This is a genomic window from Solilutibacter silvestris, assembly GCF_002895945.1.
Lineage (GTDB): Bacteria > Pseudomonadota > Gammaproteobacteria > Xanthomonadales > Xanthomonadaceae > Solilutibacter > Solilutibacter silvestris.
This window is the reverse complement of record NZ_NPZB01000002.1, coordinates 1,036,672-1,062,787: the sequence shown is the minus strand read 5'-3', so window position 1 is coordinate 1,062,787 and position 26,116 is coordinate 1,036,672. Positions and strand designations below refer to the sequence as shown.

The 26,116-nt window shown below is 64.7% G+C and carries 27 protein-coding genes and 1 tRNA gene; 14 read left to right on the top strand and 14 right to left on the bottom strand.

Features of this window, described 5'->3' with window-relative positions:
- The first annotated feature begins 8 nt into the window (after positions 1-8).
- The 7 genes from Lysil_RS12460 to recO all read left to right on the top strand — a co-directional run bounded on the left by Lysil_RS12460 (position 9) and on the right by recO (position 7,014).
- Positions 9-1,511, top strand: a complete 1,503-nt coding sequence (locus Lysil_RS12460) for a Do family serine endopeptidase (protein ID WP_103075861.1) — start codon at positions 9-11, stop codon at positions 1,509-1,511.
- A 115-nt stretch (positions 1,512-1,626) separates the two neighbouring features.
- A complete protein-coding gene (gene lepA / locus Lysil_RS12455) occupies positions 1,627-3,420 on the top strand; it encodes a translation elongation factor 4 (RefSeq protein ID WP_103075860.1) in 1,794 nt (597 codons plus the stop codon).
- Positions 3,421-3,429: 9 nt separating this feature from the next.
- The gene (lepB, locus tag Lysil_RS12450) at positions 3,430-4,236 is read left to right on the top strand and encodes a signal peptidase I (RefSeq protein ID WP_103075859.1); all 807 of its coding nucleotides are present in this window, start codon (positions 3,430-3,432) and stop codon (positions 4,234-4,236) included.
- Positions 4,237-4,272: 36 nt separating this feature from the next.
- Positions 4,273-4,638, top strand: a complete 366-nt coding sequence (locus tag Lysil_RS12445) for a DUF4845 domain-containing protein (RefSeq protein WP_103075858.1) — start codon at positions 4,273-4,275, stop codon at positions 4,636-4,638.
- 3 nt (positions 4,639-4,641) lie between these two features.
- Entirely contained in the window at positions 4,642-5,313 is a 672-nt protein-coding gene (gene rnc, locus Lysil_RS12440) for a ribonuclease III (protein WP_103075857.1), read from the top strand.
- On the top strand, positions 5,310-6,206 hold the full coding sequence (gene era / locus Lysil_RS12435) for a GTPase Era (RefSeq protein ID WP_103075856.1): 897 nt from the start codon (positions 5,310-5,312) through the stop codon (positions 6,204-6,206). The genes rnc and era overlap by 4 nt, the downstream gene beginning before the upstream one ends.
- Positions 6,207-6,222: 16 nt before the next feature.
- On the top strand, positions 6,223-7,014 hold the full coding sequence (gene recO / locus Lysil_RS13450) for a DNA repair protein RecO (RefSeq protein WP_165782492.1): 792 nt from the start codon (positions 6,223-6,225) through the stop codon (positions 7,012-7,014).
- On the opposite strand, the gene Lysil_RS13445 is transcribed toward recO, so the two are convergent.
- Positions 6,942-7,640, bottom strand: a complete 699-nt coding sequence (locus tag Lysil_RS13445) for an Hpt domain-containing response regulator (RefSeq protein ID WP_165782491.1) — start codon at positions 7,638-7,640, stop codon at positions 6,942-6,944. The genes recO and Lysil_RS13445 overlap by 73 nt on opposite strands.
- Positions 7,641-7,713: 73 nt before the next feature.
- Here Lysil_RS13445 and rlmD point away from each other — a divergent pair, with 73 nt between their 5' ends.
- From rlmD to Lysil_RS12400, 6 genes are all read left to right on the top strand, one after another.
- A complete protein-coding gene (rlmD, locus tag Lysil_RS12425) occupies positions 7,714-9,060 on the top strand; it encodes a 23S rRNA (uracil(1939)-C(5))-methyltransferase RlmD (RefSeq protein WP_425477169.1) in 1,347 nt (448 codons plus the stop codon).
- Positions 9,061-9,063: 3 nt separating this feature from the next.
- On the top strand, positions 9,064-9,579 hold the full coding sequence (locus Lysil_RS12420) for a CYTH domain-containing protein (RefSeq protein WP_103075854.1): 516 nt from the start codon (positions 9,064-9,066) through the stop codon (positions 9,577-9,579).
- A 34-nt stretch (positions 9,580-9,613) separates the two neighbouring features.
- A complete protein-coding gene (gene nagZ, locus Lysil_RS12415) occupies positions 9,614-10,627 on the top strand; it encodes a beta-N-acetylhexosaminidase (RefSeq protein ID WP_103075853.1) in 1,014 nt (337 codons plus the stop codon).
- Positions 10,624-11,190 carry a hypoxanthine-guanine phosphoribosyltransferase gene (locus tag Lysil_RS12410; protein ID WP_425477168.1) on the top strand — a complete coding sequence of 189 codons (567 nt, stop codon included), beginning with the start codon at positions 10,624-10,626 and terminating at the stop codon, positions 11,188-11,190. The genes nagZ and Lysil_RS12410 overlap by 4 nt, the downstream gene beginning before the upstream one ends.
- Positions 11,191-11,219: 29 nt before the next feature.
- Positions 11,220-11,981 carry an S-methyl-5'-thioinosine phosphorylase gene (locus Lysil_RS12405; protein WP_103076057.1) on the top strand — a complete coding sequence of 254 codons (762 nt, stop codon included), beginning with the start codon at positions 11,220-11,222 and terminating at the stop codon, positions 11,979-11,981.
- Positions 11,982-12,005: 24 nt separating this feature from the next.
- A tRNA-Leu gene (locus tag Lysil_RS12400) sits at positions 12,006-12,091 on the top strand.
- Positions 12,092-12,174: 83 nt separating this feature from the next.
- On the opposite strand, the gene katG is transcribed toward Lysil_RS12400, so the two are convergent.
- From katG to ccmA, 13 genes are all read right to left on the bottom strand, one after another.
- Positions 12,175-14,349 carry a catalase/peroxidase HPI gene (gene katG, locus Lysil_RS12395; protein WP_103075852.1) on the bottom strand — a complete coding sequence of 725 codons (2,175 nt, stop codon included), beginning with the start codon at positions 14,347-14,349 and terminating at the stop codon, positions 12,175-12,177.
- 152 nt (positions 14,350-14,501) lie between these two features.
- Positions 14,502-16,676 carry a TonB-dependent receptor gene (locus tag Lysil_RS12390; protein WP_103075851.1) on the bottom strand — a complete coding sequence of 725 codons (2,175 nt, stop codon included), beginning with the start codon at positions 16,674-16,676 and terminating at the stop codon, positions 14,502-14,504.
- Positions 16,677-16,807: 131 nt separating this feature from the next.
- Positions 16,808-17,413, bottom strand: coding sequence for a cysteine dioxygenase family protein (locus tag Lysil_RS12385; protein ID WP_103075850.1), 606 nt, complete (start codon positions 17,411-17,413; stop codon positions 16,808-16,810).
- 73 nt (positions 17,414-17,486) lie between these two features.
- A complete protein-coding gene (locus tag Lysil_RS12380) occupies positions 17,487-18,479 on the bottom strand; it encodes a tetratricopeptide repeat protein (protein WP_240600570.1) in 993 nt (330 codons plus the stop codon).
- Between the two features lie 2 nt (positions 18,480-18,481).
- Positions 18,482-18,928 (bottom strand): cytochrome c-type biogenesis protein, encoded by a 447-nt coding sequence (locus Lysil_RS12375; protein WP_425477177.1) that lies wholly within the window; start codon positions 18,926-18,928, stop codon positions 18,482-18,484.
- Positions 18,925-19,470 (bottom strand): DsbE family thiol:disulfide interchange protein, encoded by a 546-nt coding sequence (locus tag Lysil_RS12370; RefSeq protein WP_103075847.1) that lies wholly within the window; start codon positions 19,468-19,470, stop codon positions 18,925-18,927. The genes Lysil_RS12375 and Lysil_RS12370 overlap by 4 nt, the downstream gene beginning before the upstream one ends.
- Positions 19,467-21,389 (bottom strand): heme lyase CcmF/NrfE family subunit, encoded by a 1,923-nt coding sequence (locus Lysil_RS12365; RefSeq protein WP_103075846.1) that lies wholly within the window; start codon positions 21,387-21,389, stop codon positions 19,467-19,469. Before Lysil_RS12365 ends, Lysil_RS12370 begins: the two co-directional genes overlap by 4 nt.
- Positions 21,389-21,853: a cytochrome c maturation protein CcmE gene (gene ccmE / locus Lysil_RS12360; RefSeq protein ID WP_103075845.1), complete on the bottom strand. Its 465-nt coding sequence runs from the start codon at positions 21,851-21,853 to the stop codon at positions 21,389-21,391. Before ccmE ends, Lysil_RS12365 begins: the two co-directional genes overlap by 1 nt.
- The gene (locus Lysil_RS12355) at positions 21,850-22,008 is read right to left on the bottom strand and encodes a heme exporter protein CcmD (RefSeq protein ID WP_103075844.1); all 159 of its coding nucleotides are present in this window, start codon (positions 22,006-22,008) and stop codon (positions 21,850-21,852) included. The genes ccmE and Lysil_RS12355 overlap by 4 nt, the downstream gene beginning before the upstream one ends.
- A complete protein-coding gene (ccmC, locus tag Lysil_RS12350) occupies positions 22,005-22,742 on the bottom strand; it encodes a heme ABC transporter permease CcmC (protein WP_103075843.1) in 738 nt (245 codons plus the stop codon). The genes Lysil_RS12355 and ccmC overlap by 4 nt, the downstream gene beginning before the upstream one ends.
- 65 nt (positions 22,743-22,807) lie before the next feature.
- A complete protein-coding gene (gene azu / locus Lysil_RS12345) occupies positions 22,808-23,425 on the bottom strand; it encodes an azurin (protein WP_103075842.1) in 618 nt (205 codons plus the stop codon).
- Between the two features lie 79 nt (positions 23,426-23,504).
- The gene (gene ccmB / locus Lysil_RS12340) at positions 23,505-24,188 is read right to left on the bottom strand and encodes a heme exporter protein CcmB (protein ID WP_103075841.1); all 684 of its coding nucleotides are present in this window, start codon (positions 24,186-24,188) and stop codon (positions 23,505-23,507) included.
- Positions 24,185-24,826, bottom strand: a complete 642-nt coding sequence (ccmA, locus tag Lysil_RS12335) for a heme ABC exporter ATP-binding protein CcmA (RefSeq protein ID WP_103075840.1) — start codon at positions 24,824-24,826, stop codon at positions 24,185-24,187. Before ccmA ends, ccmB begins: the two co-directional genes overlap by 4 nt.
- 121 nt (positions 24,827-24,947) lie before the next feature.
- Here ccmA and Lysil_RS12330 point away from each other — a divergent pair, with 121 nt between their 5' ends.
- The gene (locus Lysil_RS12330) at positions 24,948-26,096 is read left to right on the top strand and encodes a pyridoxal phosphate-dependent aminotransferase (protein WP_103075839.1); all 1,149 of its coding nucleotides are present in this window, start codon (positions 24,948-24,950) and stop codon (positions 26,094-26,096) included.
- Positions 26,097-26,116: the final 20 nt, after the last annotated feature.

The window sequence follows — 26,116 nt, the reverse complement described above, 5'->3', positions numbered from 1 at the left end:
AATCCGCCATGAATCCACGCATCCGGTCCAACGTGAAAACCCTCGCGATCGCCTGCAGTCTCGCGCTTGGCGTTGCCGCAGTCCCGGTGGTCGCACTGCACGCGCAAAACGATCGCGCGGCAGTCGCGCAACCGGCGCCGCCGGTCACCGGCCTGCCGGATTTCACCGGCTTGGTGAAGACGGTGGGACCAGGCGTGGTCAACATCGAGGCCAAGATCAAACCCAAGCGCGCGAAGACAGCGCGGCAGGCGCCGGACATGGGCGACATGCCGGAATTCTTCCGGCGTTTCTTTGGTGAAGGGATGCCGATGCCGGGCATGCCCGATGGCGATCAAGCGGGCATGGCGGGGACCGCGATCGGCAGTGGTTTCATCATCTCGGCGAACGGCGACATCCTCACCAATCATCATGTGGTCGATGGCGCCGACAGCGTGACGGTGAAATTGCCTGATGGACGCAGTTTCCCGGCGCAGGTGAAGGGCAGCGATGCACAGTCCGATGTCGCGTTGTTGCACATCGACGCCAGCGGCTTGCCGGCACTCAAACTCGGGGATTCGCGCAATGTGCAGGCGGGCCAGTGGGCGGTGGCGATCGGTTCGCCGTTCGGGCTCGACAACTCGGTGACCGCCGGCATCGTCAGCGCGATCGGCCGCAGCAATCGCAACCAGACCTACGTGCCCTTCATCCAGACCGATGTCGCGGTGAACCGCGGCAATTCCGGTGGCCCGCTGCTCAACACGCGCGGCGAAGTGATCGGCATCAACTCGCAGATCTTCAGCAATTCCGGCGGTTTCGAGGGCGTGAGCTTCGCCATTCCGATCGACACCGCGATGGCGGCGGTCAAGCAACTCAAGGCCACCGGCAAAGTGCGCTACGGCATGCTCGGGGTGGTGATGCAGCCGGTCGGACCGACCGACGCCAAGGCGCTCGGCCTGCCCGACAGCCGCGGCGCGCTGATCAACCAGGTGCAGCCGGGCAGCGCCGCGGAGAAGGCCGGCTTGCAGCAGATGGACGTGATCCGCGCCTTCAACGGCGAGCGCGTGCGCGACCAGACCGAACTGGCGCCGCGCGTCGGCCTGCAGGCGCCGGGCACCCGCGCGATGGTGACGGTGTGGCGCGATGGCCGTGAGCGTGAGATCCCGGTGGTGCTGGGTGCACTGGATGATCGCAACGCTGTCGCCAGCAACGGTTCCGGGCGTGTCGCGCCTGTGGTTCCGGCAGCGGCCGGCAATCGTCTTGGCCTGCAATTGGAAAACCTGGACGCGCGTGACCGCCAGGAACTCGGCCTGCGCCCGGGCGAAGGCGTGGGGATTGCCGATGTGCGCGGCGACGCCGCGCGCGATGCCGGCCTCGGTCGCGGCGACGTGATCCTGGCGCTGGGGCGGACCAGGGTTGGCTCGGTGGCGGCGCTGCAGGCGGAGCTGGGCAAGCTGAAGAAGGGCGACAGCGCGATGTTGCTGGTTCGCAATGAAGCCGGGCAGGCCTTCGTCACGGTTCCCGTGGATCGCTGAGGACCTGCTCGATAGGGCAAACAGGCGCGGCATGCGATAATGCCGCGCTTATGTCCATTGGGCCGCTCGCCGGCCGTTGCCAGCGATCCGCATGCCCCAGGAAACACCCCCCGCCATGCGGAATATCCGCAATTTTTCCATCATCGCGCATGTCGACCACGGCAAGTCGACGCTGGCCGATCGCATCATCCAGTTGTGCGGTGGCCTGCAGGCGCGCGAAATGGAAGCGCAGGTGCTCGATTCCAACCCGATCGAGCGCGAACGCGGCATCACTATCAAGGCGCAGTCGGTGTCGCTGCCGTACACGGCGCGCAATGGCGAGACCTACCAGCTCAACTTCATCGACACGCCCGGCCACGTCGACTTCAGTTACGAGGTGAGCCGTTCGCTGGCCGCGTGCGAAGGCGCGCTGCTGGTGGTCGATGCCGCACAGGGCGTGGAAGCGCAATCGGTCGCCAACTGCTACACCGCAGTGGAGCAGGGTCTCGAAGTGGTGCCGGTGCTCAACAAGATCGACCTTCCCACCGCCGACATCGAGCGCGTCAAGAAGGAAATCGAGGCGGTGATCGGCATCGATGCCGAGGACGCCGTTTCGATCAGCGCCAAGACCGGCCTCAACGTGGAGGACGTGCTGGAAGCGATCGTCGCGCGCATTCCGCCGCCGCATCCGCGCGATACCGACCGGCTGCAGGCGCTGATCATCGATTCGTGGTTCGACAACTACCTCGGCGTGGTGTCGCTTGTGCGCGTCATGCAGGGCGAGATCAAGCCCGGTGACAAGCTGCTGGTGATGTCGACCGGTCGCACCCATCAGGTCGACAGCGTTGGCGTGTTCACCCCGAAACGGAAAGTGCTGACCAAGCTCGGCGCCGGCGAAGTAGGCTGGGTCACCGCATCGATCAAGGACGTGCATGGCGCGCCGGTCGGCGACACGCTGACGCTCGCCAGTCTTCCGGCATCGGAGCCGCTGCCCGGGTTCCAGGAAATGCAGCCGCGGGTGTTTGCAGGGCTGTTCCCGGTCGACAGCGATGACTATCCGGACTTGCGCGAGGCACTCGACAAGTTGCGCCTCAACGACGCCGCGTTGCGTTTCGAACCCGAGAGTTCGGAAGCGATGGGCTTCGGTTTCCGCTGCGGCTTCCTCGGCATGCTGCACATGGAGATCGTGCAGGAACGCCTGGAGCGCGAGTACAACCTCAACCTGATCAGCACCGCGCCGACGGTGATCTACGAAGTGCTGAAGACCGACGGCACGGTGATGCCGCTGGACAATCCGGCCAAGCTGCCGCCGCCGAACATGCTGGCCGAAGTACGCGAACCGATCATCCGCGCCAACATCCTGACGCCGCCCGATTACGTTGGCAGCGTGATCAAGCTGTGCGAGGACAAGCGCGGCAGCCAGGTCGGCATCACCTACCTTGGCAGCCAGGTGCAGATCAGCTACGAACTGCCGATGGCGGAAGTGGTGCTGGATTTCTTCGACAAGCTGAAATCGGTGAGCCGCGGCTACGCCTCGCTCGATTACCACTTCGTGCGTTTCGAGGCTGGTCCGTTCGTGCGCGTGGACACGCTGATCAACGGTGATCGCGTCGACGCGTTGTCGCTGATCGTGCATCGCCAGTATGCCGACCGTCGCGGTCGCGAGTTGACCGAGAAGATGAAGGAACTGATCCCGCGCCAGATGTTCGACGTCGCGATCCAGGCGGCCATCGGTGCGCAGGTGATCGCGCGCACCACGGTCAAGGCGCTGCGCAAGAACGTGCTGGCCAAGTGCTACGGTGGCGATGCCTCGCGCAAGAAGAAGTTGCTGGAAAAGCAGAAAGAAGGCAAGAAACGGATGAAGCAGGTCGGACAGGTGGAAATCCCGCAGGAAGCCTTCCTCGCGGTCTTGCAAGTGGACAACAAGTAAAGGACATCTATGCGCTGGTTCGAACCCCTGCTGGTCATACTCACGCTCGTCACCGGGCTCGTCTGGGCGTTGGACAAGTGGGTGTGGAAGCGCGCGCCGCGCGAGGACAGCCTGCTCGATGAAGGCCACGAGAACGGCCTGATCGAAACCGCCCGCAGCTTCTTCCCGGTGCTGGCGATCGTGCTGGTGCTGCGCACCTTCATCGCGGAGCCATTCCGCATTCCTTCGGGATCGATGATCCCGTCGCTGCAGATCGGTGATTTCATCCTGGTCAACAAGTTCGCCTACGGCCTGCGCCTGCCGATCAGCAATACCCGGATCGTCCCGATCGGTGATCCCAAGCGCGGCGACGTGGTGGTGTTCAAGTATCCGGGAATGACGCCGGACGATCCGCAGAAGGGCGAGGATTTCGTCAAGCGCGTGATCGGCCTGCCGGGTGATCGCGTCGGTTACCACATGGGCCAGCTCACCATCAACGGCGTGCCGGTGAAATACCAGACCATCCGGGCGGTGCCGGACGGCGATGGCGAGGGCATGGCGCGACCGTCCGAGTTGCGCACGGAAGACCTGCCGGGCCATCCGCACCAGATCCTGGTATCGGACGACAGCCTGGCGCTGGGCGCGCAGGGCGACCAGGACCTGGTGGTGCCGCAGGGCCAGTACTTCGTGATGGGCGACAACCGCGACAACAGCCTTGACGGGCGCTTCTGGGGCACGCTGCCCGAGGCCAACCTGCGTGGCCGTGCCTTCGCCGTGTGGATGCATTGGGGCCATGACGGCATCAATCTGTCGCGCGTGGGCCATTCCGTTCCATAATCTGGCTCATCGCACATCCACTCTGGGGAACCCGGCATGAAGCGTTCGCAATCCGGCCTGTCGATGATGGGCTTCCTGTTCTTCCTGATCCTCGCCGGTTTCGTCGCCTGGATCGTCATGAAGATCTTCCCGATGTACCGCGAATATTTCGCGATCAAGGACGCGTTCAAGGGCATTGCCACCACCGAAGGCAATTTGCACGACAACGCCAGCATCCAGAAATCGCTGGAGAGGCGTTTCGATATCGGTTACGTCGATGTCGCCATCGCCAAGCAGGTGCACTACGAGAACCAGACCAACAGCATCGTGATCGATTACGAGCGCGAATCCGAGCTGGTCGGTCCGTTCTCGCTCAAGGGCACCTTCCACATCGACCAACCGCTTGCCGCGAAGACGGAGTAAGCACTGAAGCTGGACTACCGCTTCCGTGATCCGGCGCTGCTGACGCGGGCGCTGACCCATCGCAGTGCGCCAGGCCGCGCCCACAACGAACGCCTGGAATTCCTCGGCGACGCCGTGGTCAACCTGCTGGCCGCGGAAGCGCTGCATGCCCGCTGGCCGGGCGCGGACGAAGGCGCCTTGACCCGTGCGCGCGCCGAACTGGTGCGGGAATCGGCGCTGGCGGCGTTGGCGCGGACGCTCGATCTCGGCAACGAACTCACGCTGGGGGCGGGCGAGATCAAGACGGGTGGATTCCGCCGCGATTCGATCCTTGCCGATGCGCTGGAAGCGATCGTCGGCGCGGTCTTCCTCGATGGTGGTTACGAAGCTGCGCGCACGCTGGCGCTGCCGTGGTTCGAGCCGATGATCGATGCCTTGCCGTCGCCGCGCGATGTCGGCAGGGACGCCAAGACCCGTTTGCAGGAATGGTTGCAGGGACGCCGCCGGCCGTTGCCGCTGTATGCATTGCTGGAAGAGTCCGGGGAGGAACACGCGCGCATCTTCACCGTGAGCTGCACGCTGGAAGATGAACCCGGGTTGCAGGCGAGCGGGCAGGGACGATCGCGTCGCGCCGCCGAGCAGGCGGCTGCGGAAAGCGTGCTGGCGCGGCTCGAGGGGAGCACAATAGCCAAATGAACGAACCTGTCTTCCACGCCGGTACGGTGGCCGTGATCGGCCGCCCCAACGTCGGCAAATCGTCGCTGATCAATGCCCTCGTCGGCAGCAAGGTCAGCATCACTTCCGATCGTCCGCAGACCACCCGTCACCGAATGCTCGGCATCGCCAGCTTCCCGGCCGGGCAGATCGTCCTGGTGGATACGCCCGGCATCCACGGCCCGCAGAACCGCGCCATGAGCCGGGTGCTGAACCGTGCGGCGCGTGGTGCGCTGGAAGGCGTGGACGCGGCGATGCTGGTGATCGAGGCGGGCCGCTGGGACGAGGAAGACACGCTGGCCTTCGATGCCCTGCGCAACGCCGGCGTGCCGGTGGTGCTGGTGGTGAACAAGGTCGATCGCACCAAGAACAAGGAAGAGCTGCTGCCGTTCCTGCAGAAGGCCGCCGAAGGTCGTGATTTCGCTGCGGTCCTGCCGGTGTCGGCGACCAAGCGCGCCGGGCTGGAAGGTCTGGTGAAGGAATTGCTGTCGCTGCTGCCGGAACAACCGGCGCTGTACCCCGATGACGAAATCACCGATCGCAGCATGCGCTTCCTCGCCGCGGAATTCGTCCGCGAACAATTGATGAGGCAGTTGGGCGACGAATTGCCCTATGCCGCAGCGGTCGAGATCGAACGTTTCGAGCTGGATGGCGAAATGTTCCGGATCGGCGCGGTGATCTGGGTCGAACGCGATGGCCAGAAGGCGATCGTGATCGGCAAGGGCGGTGCGCGCCTGCGCGAGATCGGCACCAAGGCACGCCTGCAGATGGAGAGCAGTTTCGGCCACAAGGTGTTCCTGGAAACCTGGGTTCGCGTGCGCGAAGGTTGGTCGAACGACGAGGCCGCGTTGCGGACACTCGGCTACGGCCAGTGAGTCCGGGCTGACGGGCGTGCGTTACGTCGGCGAGCCCGGCTATGTGCTGCATGTCCGGCCGTGGCGCGAAACCAGCCTGCTGGTCGAAATCCTGAGTGCGGAACACGGGCGCTTGGGATTGCTCGCGCGCGGCGTGCGCAGCCCACGCCAGCAGATGCTGCGCGCGGCATTGGCGCCGCTGCAGTCGATCCGTTTCGATGCGGTGCAACGCGGCGAACTCGCGCGATTGACCACGGCGGAAGCGATCGATGTCGCGCCGCGGATCCATGGCGATGCTGCACTGTCGGCGTTCTATCTCAACGAACTCACGCTGCGCCTCGCGCCGCGCCAGGACCCGCAACCGGAACTGTTCCGCGCCTATGGCCGCACCCGCGCGCTGATCGGCGCTGGTGCGCCGCTGGCGTGGACGCTACGGCGTTACGAACGCGACCTGCTCGATGCCCTCGGCGTCGGTTTCGATTGGGCGCGCGATGCCGATGGCCAGGCGGTCGATCCAGCAGCGCGCTACCGCATCGATCCCGATGGCGGCTTGCGTCGTGTCGGGCAATCGAAGGGCAGCGATGACCCGCGGCGTCATCCCACCGGTCGCGTGTTGCTGGCGTTGGGGGGCGATGGCCAGCCGGTCGAGGACGATCTCCCGGCGCTGCGGCGGGCCATGCGCGAGTTGCTGATGCAGCACCTCGGTGGGCGCGGCCTCCGCGCTTGGGAGATGGCGTCGGAACTGGCGCGGATCGATCAGCGCGATCCGTCGCCGGCATCGGCAAGCGCGGAATCGATCGCTGTGGAAAACCGCGAACGCGCCGATTGAGACAGCGGCTGTTCGTGCAGGTCGCGCGCGGCCTGCGCCAGCGCGAGCGCGCCGACGAAACCGCAACTCGCCTTGAGTCGGTGCAACATCCCGCGGGCGGCATCGGCATCACCACGTTCCAGTGCCCCGAGGATGAAATCGCGTTGCGCCGGCAATTCGGCACGGAACAGGCCACGCATCGTCTCGACGTGTTCGCGACGTCCGCCCAACGCGCGCAGCGCGGCGACGTCATCCCAATCCGCAGCTGCGGCATCGTCCGAGAGCAATGCCGCGAGCGCACGATGCCAAGCCTCGATCGGTGATGGTTTGCGCACCACGGCAACGAAACCGTCAGTTTCCAACTGTCGTGCGATTTCCGGCGCAGCATCGGCGGTATGGGCCAGCGCCGGGCAATCGCGACGTGGCACCAGATCGTCGGTGCGCAACCGGCGCAGCAGGTCGCTGCCGTTGCCGTCGGGCAGGTTGGAATCGATCATCCATGCGTCGTAAGCATTCGCACGCGCCATGCGCATTGCTTCGGCGCAATCGACCGCAACATCGACCTGCGCCGGGAAGGATTCGAGCGCGTCGCCCAGGAACATCGCGTTGACCGGGTCGTCTTCGACCAGCAGGACTCTGGGCATCATCCCGAAACCGTAGCATGGGCATCCCGCAGCGGCGGATGCGACAATACGCGGTCACGCTCCAGCCGGTATCCACGTGTCCCGCAACCGCATCGACCGCACGCCTTTCGAAGTCCGCATCACCGATCTCAGCCACGATGGTCGTGGCGTCGCCCGTCGCGAGGAGGGCGTGCACGCCGGCAAGGCGATCTTCGTCTCCGGTGCGTTGCCCGGCGAACGCGTGATGGTGGAACAGACCGGAAAATCCCGGCATTTCGACGAAGCGCGGACGCTGGACGTGCTGGAAGCATCGCCGGATCGCGTCGAGCCGCGCTGCCCGCATTTCGGCACCTGCAGCGGCTGCGTGTTGCAGCACCTCGACGCCGGCGCGCAGATCGCGCTGAAACAACAGGTGTTGCTGGAGAATCTCGAACGCATCGGTCATGTCACGCCGAAGCAGGTGTTGCCGGCGTTGACCGGCAGCGCCTGGGGTTATCGTCGCAAGGGTCGCTTTTCGGTGAAACGTGTCGAGAAGAAGGACAAGACGCTGGTCGGATTCCGTGAAACCGACCCGCGCTTCGTCGCCGATCTGCGCGAGTGCCATACCGTGGTGCCGCAACTCGGCATGAAGGTCGCTGCATTGTCGACGCTGGTGGACTCGCTCGATGGTCGCGCCGATATTCCGCAAATCGAATTCATCGCCGGCGACCAGGACGTGGTGCTGGTGTTCCGTCACCTGCAACCGTTGAGTGACAATGACCAGGCAGCACTGGCGGCATTCGCGGTGGAACACGGCTTCACGATCTTCCTGCAACCCGGCGGTTTGTCATCGGTGCATCCGTTGCAGGAGCCCGCACCGGAATTGTCGTTCGCATTGCCGGAGTGGAACGTTGAATTGGCGTTCCGTCCGCTCGATTTCATCCAGGTCAATGGCGACCTCAATCGTGGGATGATCGCGCTCGCGCTGGAACTGCTCGATCCGCAGGCCGACGACCACATCCTCGACCTGTTCTGCGGCCTTGGAAATTTCACCCTGCCGCTGGCGCGTGTGGCCGGCCGCGTTACCGGTGTCGAGGGCGATGCCGGATTGGTGCAACGCGCGCGCGACAATGCGCAGCGCAACGGTCTCGCCAATGCCGACTTCCACGCCGCCGATCTCTCGGTCGAGTTGCGCGGCCAGCCGTGGCTGAAACAGCCGTACACGAAACTGCTGCTCGATCCGCCGCGTTCGGGCGCGATCGAAGTGTTGAAGCAACTTCCGTTGGACGGACTGGAACGCATCGTCTACGTCAGCTGCCATCCGGGATCGTTGGCGCGCGACGCCGGCTGGCTGGTCAACGAAGCCGGCTGGACGTTGCAGTCCGCCGGCGCGATGGACATGTTCCCGCAGACCGCGCATGTCGAATCGATTGCCGTGTTCACACCGCCAAAAAAGGGGAAGTGACGAATGGGCATCGAGATCGAACGGAAATTCCTGCTGGCGAATGACGATTGGCGCGGCGCTGTCGAAACCACCATCGCGATGGGGCAGGGCTACCTCAACGATGCCGCATCGGTGCAACGGGGCGTGCAGAACACGTCGGTGCGCGTGCGACTGGAGGGCGATCAGGCGCGGCTCAATATCAAGTCGCGTGAAGCCGGCGCGTCGCGACAGGAATTCGATTACCTGATTCCCGTCGCCGACGGCGAGGCGTTGCTGGCGTTGTGTGTCGGCGGCCGGATCGAGAAGCGTCGCCACCATGTCCACCACGATGGACACCTTTGGGAAATCGATGAATTCCTCGGCGACAACGCCGGCCTGTTCGTCGCTGAAATCGAGTTGGATTCGGTCGATGAAGCGTTCACGCGGCCGTCATGGCTGGGCCGCGAAGTCACCGATCTGCTGCGCTATTACAATCTCAACCTGGCCTCGTATCCGTATGCGCAATGGCGCGCAGACGAATGCGACGCCCGCGATGCCTGATCTGCACGCATCGCATTGACCACCTGGAGTCATCATGCTTGTCATTGGCATCGCCGGAACCGAACTCAACGCGCAGGAGCGCGACTGGCTGCGGCATCCCGCCTGCGGTGGCGTGATCCTGTTCACCCGCAACTTCGCCTCGCGTGCGCAGGTCGGCGAACTGTCGCAGTCGATCCGCGAGGCCGCGCCGCGCCCGCAACTGATCTGTGTCGATCAGGAGGGCGGCCGCGTGCAACGCTTCCGCGACGGCTATAGCGCATTGCCGGCGTTGGAGGGCTTCGATGCGCTGTATCGCAAGGATCGCACTGCCGCGCTGGAACTGGCGCGCGAACATGCGTGGCTGATGGCCAACGAAATCCTCGCCTCGGGCGTCGATCTCAGCTTCGCGCCGGTGGTCGATCTCGGTCGCGGCAATCGCGCCATCGGCGATCGTGCGTTCTCGCCAGATCCGCAGGTCGTCGCCGATTTCACCCGCGCCTACGTCGAGGGCATGCATGCCGCTGGAATGGCGGCGACGCTCAAGCATTTCCCCGGCCACGGCTCGGTGCTGGAAGACACGCATTTCGACAATGCCGCGGACATGCGCACCCTCGACGAATTGCGCGCGACCGATCTGGTTCCCTTCGAAGCCGGCATCGCCGCAGGTGCCGACGCAGTGATGATGGCGCACGTCGCTTATCCGAACGTCGCGCCGGAACCGGCGGGATATTCGCCATTGTGGATCGAAGGCATCCTGCGCAAGGAAATGGGCTTCCGCGGCGTGGTGTTCTCCGACGATATCGGCATGGCCGCAGCGCACGGTGTCGGTGGCATCAAGGCACGCATCGATGCGCACTACGATGCCGGTTGCGATGTCGTGCTGGTCTGTCATCCGCAACTGGTGGAGGAATCGCTGGCGGCGGTCGATCAGCGAGGCCCGCTCAACACCATGGCGATGGTCGGGCTGATCGGGCGCGGCGCGCTCGGTTGGGACGCGTTGCTGGCCGACGCGCGTTACGACAGCGCGCAGCGCGCGATCGATCGTGACGAATTGCGGAGGAACGCATGACCGCCGTGGCGCATCCGCCGCTCGCCGACGCCTTGGCGAAATCCGACCTGCTGCACGATCACGCGGCGATCGATGCCGCGATCGCCGGCATGGCCGATGCGGTGCGCGCGGACTACGATCCGGATGACGTGCCGTTGTACGTGACCGTGATGCACGGCGGCATGCCGTTCGCCAGCGCGCTGGCGATGGAACTCGGCAAGCGCGGCCTCGATCTCGAATTCGACTATCTGCACGCCACGCGTTATCGCGGCCAGACCTCGGGATCGGGGCTGGCGTGGCTACATCGCCCGGCGACGCCGATGCGAGATCGTCGCGTGCTGCTCGCCGACGACATCCTCGATGAAGGCCACACCATGCTCGCCGTCAAGCAGTGGTGCGAGGACCAGGGCGCGCGCGACGTGCGTATCGCGGTGCTCGCGGTGAAGAAGCACGATCGCTGCGTCGATGGCATCCACGCCGATTACGTCGGGCTGGAAGTCGCCGATCGTTACGTCTTTGGCTACGGCATGGATTACCACGAGCAGGGCCGCAACCTGCCGGGAATCTACGCCTTGCGCGACTGACCTTGCTTGACTGAAAGGGAGTGATGGAGATGAGTGAAGCGCAGGCGATCGATCTCGCGGTGATCGGCGGCACCGGCGTCTACGCGCTGGCCGACCTCGCCGATGCCGAATTGCACCAGCCAGTCACGCATTACGGTGCACCTTCGGGGCCGGTGCGCGTCGGCATGATAGGCGAACGCCGCGTCGCCTTCCTCGCGCGCCATGGCGAAGGGCATTCGCTGCCGCCGCATCGCATCAACTATCGCGCCAATCTCGCCGCGCTGAAATCGCTGGGCGCGACCCGCGTGCTCGCGCTCAACACCGTCGGCGGCATCAGCGAACGTTTCGGCCCGCGTGTGCTGGCCTGTCCCGACCAGTTGATCGACTACACTTGGGGCCGCATCTCGACCATCTGCGAAGAGCCGGGCACGGACGTGTTGCATGTCGATTTCGGCGAGCCGTATTCGCGCAGCCTGCGCCAACAGTTGATCGCTGCCGCGCGCAGCGCCAATGTTGCGTTGGTGGAAGACGGCTGCTACGGCGCCACCCAGGGGCCGCGACTGGAGACACGGGCGGAGATCGCGCGGATGCGTCGCGACGGCTGCGATCTGGTCGGCATGACCGGCATGCCGGAGGCCGGATTGGCACGCGAAATGGCACTCGATTACGCCTGTGTGGCGATCGTCGCCAACTGGGCGGCGGGGACTGGCCCGAACCCGGACGAAGTCATCACCCTGCAGGACGTGCTCGACAACGTCGCCGCAGCGACTGGCCAGGTCGGGAAATTGCTGACCGTGCTACTGGAGCCATGACACGTCGTGGTAAGATATGCGCATGCCGGTGTGGCGGAATGGTAGACGCGGCGGACTCAAAATCCGCTGGCAGTGATGTCGTGTAGGTTCGAGTCCTATCACCGGTACCAATGTTGGATCCTTGGATTTTGAGGCTGAAGTCCACAAGAAACCCGCCGAAATGGCGGGTTTCTTGTTTGCGCTTGCCGCGGTATCAGCCCAGATCGAAACGATCGAGATTCATCACCTTGTGCCATGCGGCAATGAAGTCGCGAACGAATTTCTCTTGAGCACCAGCGCTGGCATAGACCTCGGCCACCGCCCGCAGCTGCGCGTTCGAACCGAACACGAGATCGACCCGTGAACCGCGCCACTTCGGCGCGCCGGTGGCGCGATCGCGGCCGACGAATGCCGTGCTCGCCTCGGACTCAGGCGTCCATGTCGTGCCCATGTCGAGCAGGTTGACGAAGAAGTCGTTGGTCAGCGTGCCGGGCTGCTTGGTGAACACGCCATCGCCGGAATCGCCGATGTTGGTGCCAAGCACGCGCAGGCCGCCGATCAATGCCGTCATTTCGGGCACGGTGAGCGTGAGCAATTGCGCCTTGTCGACCAGCAATACTTCCGCGGGTACGGCGTAGTCCTGCTTCAGGTAATTGCGGAAACCATCGGCGATCGGTTCCAGCATGCCGACGGAATGCACATCGGTCTGTTCCTGCGCTGCATCCATCCGCCCTGGCGTGAACGGCACCGTGATTGTTTGACCAGCCTTCTTCGCTGCCTCTTCGACACCGGCGCAACCGGCGAGCACGATCAAGTCGGCGAGCGACACTTTCTTTCCACCCGTCTGTGCCGCATTGAACGCACCGCGAATCTCTTCCAGCGCCGCCAACACCATCGCCAGGCGTTGCGGCTGGTTCACCGGCCAATCCTTTTGCGGCGCCAGGGCGATGCGCGCACCGTTGGCGCCACCGCGCTTGTCGGAACCGCGGAACGTCGACGCCGATGCCCACGCCGTCGAGACCAGTTGCGATACCGTGAGGCCCGACGCCAGCACCTTGGCCTTCAGCGTCGCGATGTCCTGTGCGTCGATCAGCGGATGATCGAGCGCCGGGATCGGATCCTGCCACAGCAGTTCTTCGGCTGGCACGTCCGGGCCGAGGTAGCGCGTGCGCGGACCCATGTCGCGATGGGTCAGCTTGAACCACGCCCGCGAGAACGCATCGGCGAACTGGTCGGGATGTTGCTGGAAGCGCTTCGAGATCGGCCCGTAGACCGGATCGAGACGCAGCGTCAGATCGGTGGTCAGCATCGTCGGCAGATGTTTCTTCGCCGGATCGCGCGCATCGGGAATGGTCGCCTGCGCATCCTTGGCAACCCACTGGTGCGCGCCGGCCGGACTCGTCGTCAATTCCCATTCGTGGCCGAACAGATTGTCGAAGAAGTGGCCGCTCCAGCGTGTCGGCGTCTGGCTCCACGTCACCTCGAGACCGCTGGTGATGGTGTCGTCGCCATTGCCGCTGCCGTAGCGATTCTTCCAGCCGAGTCCCTGTTCTTCGAGGCCGGCGGCTTGCGGTTCCGGCCCGACATTGGATGCCGGTGCCGCGCCGTGGGTCTTGCCCAGTGTGTGGCCGCCGGCGATCAATGCCACGGTTTCCTCGTCGTCCATCGCCATGCGCGCGAAGGTCTCGCGGATGTCCTTGGCGGCGGCGAGCGGATCGGGATTGCCGCCCGGTCCTTCCGGATTGACGTAGATCAGGCCCATCTGCACGGCGGCGAGCGGATTCTCCAGTTCGCGATCGCCGAAGTAGCGCTTGTCGTCGCCGAGCCACGTGGTTTCCGCGCCCCAGTCGACGCCATCGGGTTCCCAGGCATCGGCGCGGCCACCGGCGTAGCCGAAGGTCTTGAGGCCCATGGTGTCCAGCGCGACAGTGCCGGCCAGCACGATCAGGTCGGCCCACGACAACGCATCGCCGTATTTCTGCTTGATCGGCCAGATCAGGCGGCGCGCCTTGTCGAGATTGACGTTGTCCGGCCAACTGTCGAGCGGGGCGAAGCGCTGCTGGCCCGATCCGGCGCCGCCGCGGCCATCATTCGCGCGATAGGTTCCCGCGCTATGCCAGGCCATGCGGATGAAGAGGCCACCGTAATGGCCGAAATCGGCGGGCCACCATGGCTGCGAATCGGTCATCAACGCGGCGAGGTCACGCTTCACTGCCGCCAGATCGAGGCTGGTGAAGGCCTTGGCATAATCGAAGTCCGCACCCAGCGGATTCGCCAGCGGCGAGGGCTGGCGCAACACGCCGAGGTTCAATTCTTCAGGCCACCACTGGTGGTTGCTGGTTCCGACGCCCGCAGGGTGGATGAACGGACACTTTGCTTCAGTCGACATGGCTTGCTCCCGGTTGAGTGTGGGCAGGGCAGCAATGTCGCGGATGCGAAACGGGTGCCGTGTTCCCAGACTCTAGGGCCAGCAAGTCGATTGTGGAATTCGATTGTTCCGATGGGAGCCATAGTGGATGACTATGGCCCCAGCGGGATAGATCAGAACGCCTTGCTCAACACCAGATAGGCACCAGCACGCTGGCTCCATTGCGGTGCACCGACGCCGATGCCGGAACCATCGCGCAACTGGTACGACTGGTCGGTGGCATTGATCACCGCCAGGCGCGTGTTGATCTTGCCGATCATCGGCAGGTTGAAGTTGCGCGCGACCGACAGGTTGAGCTGCCAGTATTCCGGCAGGTGCTCCGAATTCACGTAGCCCCTGCGCAGGCCGGAACCGTAGAGGAAATCGGCGCCAAAGGTGGTGCCGTGCCAGTTGTAGCTGATGCCGCCCGAGCCGCTCAGACGCTGGTCGTGGTCGAGGTGGACCCAGTGCGTGGCGACGTAGTCGAGTTCATCCTGGCCGAAGTTGAACTGGTTGGTGATGATGTTCCTGCCCTTGGCGCGGCTCGACGACAGGTTGAAGTAGGCGTTCAGGTCCTTGCCGGCGTAGTTCACGCTGAATTCGGCGCCACGCACGCGCCCATGCTCGTAGTTGAACGGCGTGTACACCAGCGCCGTGCCGAACTGGCCTTCATCGAGCAGATTGCGCACTTCGCGATCGAAGACGTCGAGACCGAAGGTCCACGACGTGCCGACTTTCTGCGCCACGCCGATATCGTAATAGTTCGAGCGTTCCGACTTGACGTTGGTATTGACGTTGGTGGGTACCTGGTTGGTGGTGCCCTGGAACAACGCGATGTCGGTGGGGGAAATCAGTTCCGTCGGCGGCGGCGTGAAGTAGCGCGCGTAACCGGCGTGCAGGGTGGTGCCATGCGCCATCTGGTAGACGAAGCCGATGCGCGGGCTAGTCTGGCTCTCTTGCACATAGGCATTCACCTTGTCGGCGCGCAGGCCGTAGTTCAGGGTGAATTTGTCGGTGATGCTCCATTCGTCCTGCAGATACACGCCATAGGTGCGCGCATTGACGCGCGGCGCGGTATCGACGATGGTGAACGGCGTGGTCGAGGTCTGGTTGCCGTCGGCGTCGGCCGGGAACACCAGCGCGTTGTTGCTGCTGGTCGGGCGTTCGCTGCTGGCGTAAATGCCGTAACGCAGGGTGTGCTTGCCGCTGGCCAGCGGCGTGGAAAAATCGGCTTGCAGGGTATTGGCGCGATTGCCGCGATGGATGGTGCCGGCGACGCCATTGAAGATCAGGTCGCCGACGGTGTCGGGACGATAATCGACCGAGGTGTAGCGCTGGCCGACCGCAATCTGGTAATCGGTTGCGCCGAAGCCGCCCTGCAGCGACAGGATGCCGAAACGGGTGATTTCGCGCTGGCGCTGGTCGAGCGTTGCCGAATCCGGCGGGGTGGCGCCGGCAAGATCGAAGCTCGGGGTTTGCCCCGGATTGTTCGGAATCTGGAAGCGGCTGTTGCTCTGCCCGAACATGAAGCTCGCGCGCAGGTTTTCGTTGAACAGGTAGGAGACGTAGCCGAAACCGCGTGTCTGATGGGTGCGATCGTGGATGGCATTGCGCGCCGGCGTCGGGTTTTCGATGCCGAGATCGTTCTTCAGGTATTCGCCGGTGAGGAACCAGCTCCAGCGTTCGCCGCTGCCGTGCAGCGACAATTGCGGATTGATCGTGCCTTGCGAACCGACATTGAGGCTGGCCTTGCCGCCGAAATTGCCGTCGCCGCCACTGCCATCCTGATCGTGGTGGCGATGCGCGCCGCTTTCGGTGGTGATTTCGACCACGCCCGCGGTGCGATAGCCATACTGCGCCGGCAGCGCGCCGGTGAGCAGTTGCACTTTTTCGATGATGTCCGGGTCCAGCGACTGCCCGAAGCCGCTGATGCTCTCCGGCAGGATCACGCCGTTGATGCGGTACTGCAGATTGGCGTGGTCGCCGCGCACGTGCAATTGTCCGTAGGAGTCCTGGACCACGCCGGGCGCCTGCAACAGGATCTGGTTGACCGGGGTGGAGTCGCCCAGTGGCAGGCGGTCGATCGCTGCGGCATCCATCACGTACTGGCTGGCGCCGATGCTGGGCGAGAGCTGGTTGCGTGCGCGATCGAGCTTGGCGCTGACCTCGACGGAGCCCAGCACCTTGTCGTTGCCCTGATCAGTCGCGGTTTTGGCGGGGGCGGACGGCTGGCTCTCCTGAGCGGCGGCGAAGCCCGGGAGGGCAAACAGCGAGAGAGTGATGGCGAGCGTGAGGGAAGTCTGCTTCATTTACCGGGCCAGATATAAACGTAATGATATAGTGTTACAAAACCAGCGATCGGAACCCTGCCGGAAGTCATGCCCGGTGAGTTTCCATTCAGGGAAGGTAGATCGAGCGCCGATCTGATCGTCCGCTCAGTTCATGCCGCAGCGTCGAGCGTGAGTTCCTTGCGTACGTAGCGGTGCCAGCCATCGCCGCGGCTGCTTTGCTCGAACAGCCCGCAGCAGGTCATCGGCTGTTCGTAGATGTGGACCGAGACGGCGACATCGCGGTCACTGGCGTTGCGGATGGTGTGGTATTCGTGCGGCGGGATCAGGCAGCCGGCCGAGCCGGTATTGCCGGTCAGCGTATTGCATTCGACGAAGCGGAATTCGTCGCCCTCGCGTTCGGCGAGATCGTACTGGGTGATTTCGATATTGCCCGACCACACGCCTTCGACGCACCACATGCCGTGATGGTCATGGATCTTGGTGCCTTGGCCGGGCGCCCAGGTCATCGCCACCACGCCGTAGCCATGGCGGCGGCTGCGGTACAACTCGCGGCGCGCGTAGTGGCCGGGAACGGTCTGAAAGACGCAGTCGGGCAGTTCGACGCTGCCGGCCTTCATCAGCGCGCACAGGCCGTCGCGCAGGTGACGGGTGATCTCGCTGCGATCCGCGCCGCCGTGGAGCACGGCGTCGTCAACGGCGGCGATCAGACGGTCGCGGCCGGGAAAACTGCAGAGATTGGCGTCGGAAGTGGTCATGGCGGTGTTCGGTGTTCGATGGGGAATTCTAGCGCCGGATCCGCTGTCGTCCTTTCAAGCGACTGTCGTCCGTTCATTTGCCGAAATGGAGTTCAACTGGCACGCGGGCAGGCAGATCGACGCGGACCGGCGCGGTTTCGATATCGCCATCACCGCGCGTGGCCGAGCCGGAGCGCGAAATGCGCGCCAGCATTTCGACTGTCTTCATGGTGGAAAGGCGTGCAGTCGGCATCGGACTGTCGCGATCATCGAGCGTCAACGTGAGCGGCAGTTCCGACAACATGTGCTTTTCGACCGCGACCGGCATCGGCGGGCCACCGATCTGGCGCGCGATCACGAACACCGGCGTCGATGGATCGAGCTTGCCAAGATCCACGCCCGGATCGATCGCGACGCGTACCTGCACGCCATTCGCTGCCGGCGGGTTCGCGTGATCGCGCGGCGGCAGCTTGGCGGCGACACGCGCAGCGTCGATCTGCACGCCCAGCACTGCGGCGGCCTTGGCATCGACCAGCGGCAGCAACGATTCCCACACAGCGACCGCATCGGCATCGCGTCCAGCCTGCCGCAAGGCGATGCCCTTGAACCACAACGCGCGTTGCTGGTGCGGATTGCGCGCGATCGCGGCATCGAGCCATGCCAGTCCCTGCGCATCGAAGCGATGTTCCGGTGCAGCCAACGCACGCGCTTCCGCCGCGGCGACGAGGATGTCGGGATCGTTCGGCTTCAGTGTTGCGGCACGACTGGCGGCATCGGCGGCCTTGTCGTGCCGGCCCTGCGCGGCATAGGTCTGCGCCAGCACGCGCCAGGCGTCGGCATTGGTTGGATCGAGCGCCAACCGCGCCTGCAATTGTGCGGCCGCCTCGTCAATGGTGGCGGGCGCGCGACGCATCGCTGGATCGAGTGCCAGCGGCGTGCCGAGAATCCAGTACAGCGCCAGTGCGATGAAGATGCCTGATCCGCCCAGCGCGATGGCCAGCGGTCGCGCACGCGACCACAGCGGGCGCAACACGAAAGCGAGCAGCAGCAGCGATGCGACGATGGTGATGACGAGGAAGAGCTTCATGGTCACCATTCCTGGTTGTCGTCTGTTGGTGTCGGCAGGTCGCGAGCCTTTGCCGCGTTGCGCGCGATGATCCGCCACACCGCGATGCCGGCGATCAGGACCAATGCCAGCGGTCCGAACCACAGCAGCCAGGTACTGCGTTCCATGCGCGGCTGGTACAGCACGAATTCGCCGTAGCGCTGCACCAGGAATTGCTTGATCTCGCCATCCGATTTGCCTTCGTGCATCAGGCCGAGCACTTCACGACGGAGGTCGCGCGCCACCATCGCATTGGAATCGGCCAGCGACTGGTTCTGGCACATCACGCAGCGCAGTTCATTGGTCAGCGCGTGGAAGCGTTGTTCCTCGGCGGCGTCGCGAAATACCGGCGGCACGTCCGGCGCTTGCATCTGCGCCTGCACGACGCCGGCGCACAACAGCAACAGCGCGAGCAACCAATGACGCATCAGCGCGCGGACTCCGCGATGGCCAATGCGGGTTCCAGTTCGTTGTGGATGATGGTCGGCGTCAGCGCACCGACATGCTTCCAGAGGATCTTGCCCTTGGCGTCGACCAGATAGGTTTCCGGCGCGCCGTAGACGCCGAGATCGATCGCGGTCTTGCCTTCGGGATCGGACAGCACCAGCCAGAATGGGTTGCCGAGCTGCTCCAGCCAGCGTTTGGCGTCGGCGGGCTCATCCTTCCAGTCGTAGCCGATCACGCGCACGCGCTTGGTTTCGGCGAACGCAGTGAGCGTCGGGTGTTCTTCGCGACAGGCCACGCACCAGCTGCCCCAGACATTCAACACGAAGGGCTCGCCCCTGAGATCCTTGAGGCGAACGACGTGATCCGGATTGAACAGATCGCGCAACGCGAACTCCGGCGCGGTCTTGCCGATCAGCGGCGAGGGCAGGGCATCGCGATCGGCGCGACGACTCATCCACACGCCGGCGGCGAGCAGGACGGCGAGAACAGCGAAGACGGCCATTGGCAACCAGCGGCGAGTGGTCATGCGGAATCCTCCTTGCGGCGGAAGCGACGGTCGGTGGCGGCGATGAAAGCGCCCAGCGCCATCAACAATGCGCCCGACCAGATGAAGCGCACCATCGGCTTGCTGTGCACGCGCACGGCCCAGCTGCCGCCGCCCAGCGATTCACCGAGCGCGACGTAGCGATCACGGAACATGCCGCCGTGGATCGCGGCTTCGGTCATCACCTGGCCGCCGCTGGCGTAGTGGCGTTTTTCCGGATGCAGGATGGTGACGACGCGACCGTCGCGCAGCACGGTGATCGTGCCGATGCTGGCGTGGTAATTGGGGCCGTCGTGGTCATCGACACCGTCGAAGCGATAGGACTCGCCGTGCAGTTGCAACGATTGTCCCGGCATCAGTGCGACTTCGCGTTGTTCGACCAGTGCGTCGGCCAGCATCGCGCCGGAGACGAACACCGCGAGACCGAGATGCGCCAGCGTCATCCCGAGCATTTCCGGCGTGAAGCGGCGACCATTCGCGCGCAAACGCGACCACACGAAACGCAGCGTGCCGGCGAACAGCCACGTCGCGGCGAGGATCCCGAGCGTGGTGCGCAACTTGCCCTGCGGTGCCAGCCACCACGTGACGGCCGCAGCGATCACCGCAAGCACGGCCCATGGCAGCAACATCGCGATGATGCGGTTCGGTTGTTCCTGCTGCCAGCGCGTCAGCGGGCCGAACGGCAGGAGCAACACCAGCGGCGCCATCAGCAGCACGAACAGCAGCGAGAAATACGGCGGGCCGACCGAAATCTTGCCGAGGTTCAGCGCGTCCGCGAACATCGGGTAGAGCGTGCCGATCAGCACCATCGCGCAGGCGGCCGCCAGCAGCAGGTTGTTGGCGAGCAGCAGGGTTTCGCGCGAGGCGAAGGTGAACGGCTTGGCATGGCTCGTCGTGTCGGGTGCGCGCAGTGCGTACAGCAGCAGCGATCCGCCGATCACCACGCCGAGATAGACGAGGATGAAGACGCCGCGCGTCGGGTCGGCGGCGAAGGCGTGCACGCTGGTAATCGCGCCCGAGCGCACCAGGAAGGTGCCGAGCAGCGACAGCGAGAACGCGGCGATCGCCAGCAACAACGTCCATGCCGCGAAACTGCCGCGTTTCTCCGTCACCGCCTGCGAATGCAACAATGCCGCACCGGCCAGCCATGGCATGAAGCTGGCGTTCTCGACCGGATCCCAGAACCACCAGCCGCCCCAACCGAGTGTGTAGTACGCCCACATGCTGCCGAGGGCGATGCCAAGGGTGAGGAAACCCCAGGCGACATTGGTCCACGGCCGCGTCCAGCGCAGCCAGCGCGCGTCGACGTGACGATCGAGCAGCGCGGCGATCGCGAAGGCGAACGGCACCGCGAATCCGACGTAGCCGCAATAGAGGACAGGCGGATGGATGACCATGCCCGGGTCCTGCAACAACGGATTGAGGTCGCGGCCTTCTTCCAGTGCCGGCAACAGCCGATCGAACGGACTGCTGGTGAACACCAGCAGGGCGAGGAAGCCGAGCGACACCGCGCCGAGCACGCCGAGCACGCGTGCAATCACGACCTGTGGCAAGCGCCGCGAGAACGTCGCGACTGCGCCGGTCCACAGCGCCAGCACCAACAGCCATAGCAGCAGCGAACCTTCGTGCGCACCCCACACCGCGGTGTAGCGATACACCAGCGGCAGCAGCGAGTTGCTGTTCTCGGCGACGTAGGAGAAGGAACGATCCTGCACCACGAAGGCCCAGGTCAGCGCCGCGAATGCGAAGGCGACCAGCGCGAGTTGCGCGTAGGCAGCGGGACGCGCGACCGCCATCCAGTCGCGACGATCGCGTTGCGCGCCCAGCAACGGCAACACCGTCTGCAGGCAGGCCACCACCAGTGCCAGCAACAAGGCGTAATGCCCGAGTTCACCCAGCATCAGTTGTTTCCTGCGGGCGGCTGGTCGGGCACCGCGTGCTTGCGATGCGCTTCCGCCATCTTGTCGGCCACTTCCTTGGGCATGTAGTTTTCGTCGTGCTTGGCCAACACCTGGTCGGCCACGAACACGCCATCCTTCATTGATCCGCTGGCGATCACTGCCTGTTTCTCACGGAACAGGTCGGGCAGGATGCCGGTGTAGACGACCGGCAAGCGCGCGTCGCCGTCATCGACATCGAAATGCGCTTCCATCGATCCCTGCGCGCGCTTGAACGAACCGGCCGCGACCATCCCGCCGAGGCGGAAGCGCGCGTGATCGCCGGCCTCGCCCTTGAGGACACCCGATGGCGTGTAGAGATAGCTGGCGTTGCGTTGCAGCGCCATCGCGATCAACGCCGCGGCGATGGCCGAAGCCAGCACCAGCAACGCGACAAAGACGAGTCGGCGACGACGGGTCGGATTCATCGTGCCGTCTCGCCCTTGCGCGCGGCGTCGCGACGGAGACGCAACTTCGCTTCGCGACGCGCACGCGCGATCTGCAGTTTCGGCGCGATCCAGTCCCACAGGATCGCCAGCACGAAGATCACATAGGCCGCGATGACGTAACTTTGGTAATTCATGCCGTCTCCGCGATCCACGCCTTGCCGGCTTCGCGACGCAGGTTGTCGGCGCGCGCACGCGCCAGCAAGGCACCGACGAACCACACGTGTGTGCCGATCACCATCAGCCACAAGGGCAATTGCATGCTGGCGTCCATGTGCGACGGACCGGTCAGCGAAATCGTGCTGCCCTGGTGCAGCGAGTTCCACCATGTCACCGAGAACTTGATGATTGGCAGCAACACCACGCCGACCACGGCGAGGAAGCCGGCGGCACGTGCGGCCTGGCGGCGATCCTCGATGGCGGCGTACAAGCCGATCACACCGAGATAAAGGAAGAGCAGCAATAGTTCAGTCGTGAGGCGCGGATCCCAGTCCCACCACGTGCCCCACATCGGTTTGCCCCAGATCGATCCGGTGGCCAGCGTGACAGCGGTGTAGAGCGCGCCGATCGGGGCGCAGGCCATCGCCAGGATTTCCGCCAATTTGATCCGCCACACCAGCGCGATCGCGGCGTAGATCGCCATGCCGAGATAGACCGCCATGCTCATCCACGCCATCGGCACGTGCACGTAGAGGATGCGGAAGGCATCGCCTTGCTGGTAGTCGGCGGGGATGCGGAACAGTGCCAGCCACAACGCGACCGCCATCGTCACCGCACCGATGCCGTGGCACCACGGCGCCCAGCGCGCGGCGAAACGGTCGAAATAAGGCGGCGAGCCGAGTTGGTGGAACCAGCGGACGAGAGGGTGCATATCAGCCGCACAGGATACCAGCCCACGATCCTGCCGGGCTCGTTCGTGACGGATCGGAATTGGCCTCAGTGCAGGGTCAGTGTTCCGTGCATGGCCTTGAAATGTCCGGGGAAAGTGCAGAAATAGGCGAAATGCCCGGCGTGCAACCTGGCCACGGGGAAGGTCGCGCTGACGCTTTCGCCGCCACCGGCGAGCTTGCTGCGCGCGACCACGCGTTTGTCGCTGGGTTCGACGTAGCTGCGATACGGACCGGCGCCGATGCCGGCGCGCTCGACGCCGTTCATGTCGTCCATCTTCGCCACGATCACGTTATGGCCCATGATCCAGCGCGGCATCTTGCCGGTGTGTTCCAGCTTGATGGTGAAGGTCTCGCAGGCGTTGGGCACGTCGATGTTGGCGGCATCCCACGCTGGCGCATCGCCGGCATGCAGGGTGAACGAACAATCGCCCGGCGGCAGCAACGGCTGTGCAGGCGCGACCTGTTCGACCGGCACTTCCTTCGCGGCCAGCACGGCTTCGGGCGTCGCTTCGGCGCCGGGCTTCGGCGGCGGCTCCGGGGTGTTGGGGAGTTCGACCGATGGCTTGGCTGACGCAGCCGGCTGCGATTGCGCGGGGGGTGACTGCCGCTGCTGGCACGCGGCCAGCACCAGACAGCAGGCAATGGCCCAAGTCTGCCGTTTCATGCGCGATTGATTCCCCGTTGCTGTTGCAGTGTGGGTGCAAGTATGACGCAGGGATGATGAAGCAGTATCAACGCCAGCGTCAGCGCCAACCAATCCGCAAGGCAGCCGCTGCGACCACCGGCGCGACGACCAGTGATACCACCAGCATCGCGGCGAGGATCAGCAATGCGCCCGAGGCATCGAGTCCCTGCGCCGATGCCACCACGCTGCCGGCGCCGAACACCAGCACCGGCACGTACAGCGGCAATGCGATCAGCGCCAGCAACGCACCGGCGCGACGGATGCCGACGGTGAGCGCGGCGACCACCGCGCCGACCAGGCTGAGCAGCGGCGTGCCCAGCAGCAACGAGGCCATCAACACCGGCAGTTGTGCGTGCGGGAGATGCAGCAATTCAGCCAGCAATGGCGTGACCAGGATGATCGGCAGCGCCGTCGTCATCCAGTGGGTGAACACGCGCACCGCGACCAGCAACGACAGCGGTTGCGGCGACAACAGCCATTGTTCGAGCGATCCGTCCTCGGCATCGCCGCGGAACAGGGCGTCGAGGGCCAGCAATCCGGAGAGCAGGGCAGCCAGCCAGATCACCGCAGGTGCGGACTGCGCCATCGCGGCGGAATGGGTATCGATGCCGAGTGCGAACAGCACCACCACCAGCAATGCGAACAGCACCGGTTGCAGGGCATCGCCACGCTTGCGCCAGATCAGGCGAAGGTCGCGCAGCAGTATCGCGCGAATGGCCGGGAACATCGCTGCGACGGTCATGCCGCGCGTTCCATCAGCAACCGTCGCGTGCGAACCGGTGGCGCGGCGTAGGCGCCATGCGTCGTCACCAGTGCAGCGCCGTCGTCGTCGAGATGGGTGCGGATCAGGCGATTCACCAGTTCGATGCCGTCGAGGTCGAGATTGGCGTAGGGCTCGTCGAGCAGCCACAGCGGCGCCGGCGACAGCCAGATGCGCGCCAGCGACAAGCGTTTCTTCTGTCCGGCGGAAAGATGGCGCGCCAGTTGATCGTCGTAACCGGCGAGACCGACATGATCGAGTGCGGCGTCGATGCCGCGATCGCGCTTGCGTCCCAGCAATCCGCAGGCGACCTCAAGGTTTTCGCTGCAGGTCAGGTCGCCCTTGTGGCCGGGCAGGTGACCGAGATAGGCGAACGCCGACGCGCGGCGGGCGTGATCGAGATCGTCGTCGTCCATCCGCAAACTGCCGCTGTCGGCAGGCAGCAGGCCAGCCAGCACGCGCAGCAGGGTGGTCTTGCCGACGCCGTTGCCACCCTGCACCAGCAATGCTTCGCCACGCGCGACGGTGAAGTCGAGATCGCTGAAGATCGCTTCGTCGTTGCGGGAGAATCCCAGTCCGTGGACGGAGAGCAGCGCGGGTTGTGGCGTATGGCTGGGCACGAAGAGGGCGGTGGCAGCCCGACCGCGGGCCCGGGGTCATTCTATCCAGATGGCTGTCACCCGTTCATCTGGCCAGCTGCGTACACTTTTCACATCGTTCCGAAGGTTGAATCCCGTCGCCATGCAACCCGTCACCAAGCTGCCCAAGATCGGCACCACCATTTTCACCGTCATGTCGCAGTTGGCGGCCAAACACGGCGCCGTCAATCTCGGCCAGGGCTTCCCCGATTTCCCGGTGCCGGAACGGCTGGTCGCCGCGCTCGAAAGCGCGATGCGCGCCGGCCACAACCAGTACGCGATGATGACCGGCGTTCCCGCGTTGCGGCAGGCCATCGCCGACAAGACCGCGGACTGCTACGGCTGGCGTCCCGACGTCGATAGCGAGATCACCGTGACCAGCGGCGCCAGCGAAGCGATCTTCGACGCCATCCATGCGGTGGTGCACGCAGGCGAGGAAGTGATCGTCCTCGATCCCTGCTACGACTGCTATGAACCGGCGATCGATCTCGCCGGCGCGCGGGCCGTGCACGTGTCGCTCGATCCGGTGACGTTCGCACCGGACTGGGAGAAAGTGCGCGCGGCGATCACTCCGAAAACGCGGATGCTGATGATCAACAGTCCGCACAACCCCTCGGGCGCGATGTTCAGCGCCGCCGACATGCAGGCGGTCGCCGATCTGTTGCGCGGCACCGACATCTACCTGCTGTCCGACGAGGTGTACGAACACATCGTCTTCGACGGCGTCCGCCACGAATCCGCGTTGTATTACCCGGAACTGCGCGAACGCGCCTTCGTGATTTCCAGTTTCGGCAAGACCTACCACTGCACCGGCTGGAAGGTCGGTTACTGCATCGCACCGCCGGCATTGAGCGCCGAATTCCGCAAGGTGCACCAGTACAACACCTTCTGTACCTTCACTCCGGCACAGTTCGCCTTCGCCGAAATGATCGTGGCCGAACCCGACCACTACCGCGAACTCGGTGCGTTCTACCAGGCCAAGCGCGATCGCTTTCGCGCGCAACTGGAAGGGACGAAGCTGAAACCGCTGCCGGTGCCGGGCGGCTATTTCCAGCTGGTCGATTATTCCGACGTCAGCGACCTCGACGATCTCGAATTCAGCCGCTGGCTGACCACCGAACATGGCGTGGCAGGTATCCCACTGTCCCCTTTTTATGCCCAACCGTCCGCCGGACAGCGATTGTTGCGATTGTGCTTCGCGAAAAGCGATACAACGTTGAACCAAGCGATCGATCGCTTGTCGAAGTTGTAACCACGGAAAACGCAAACAGG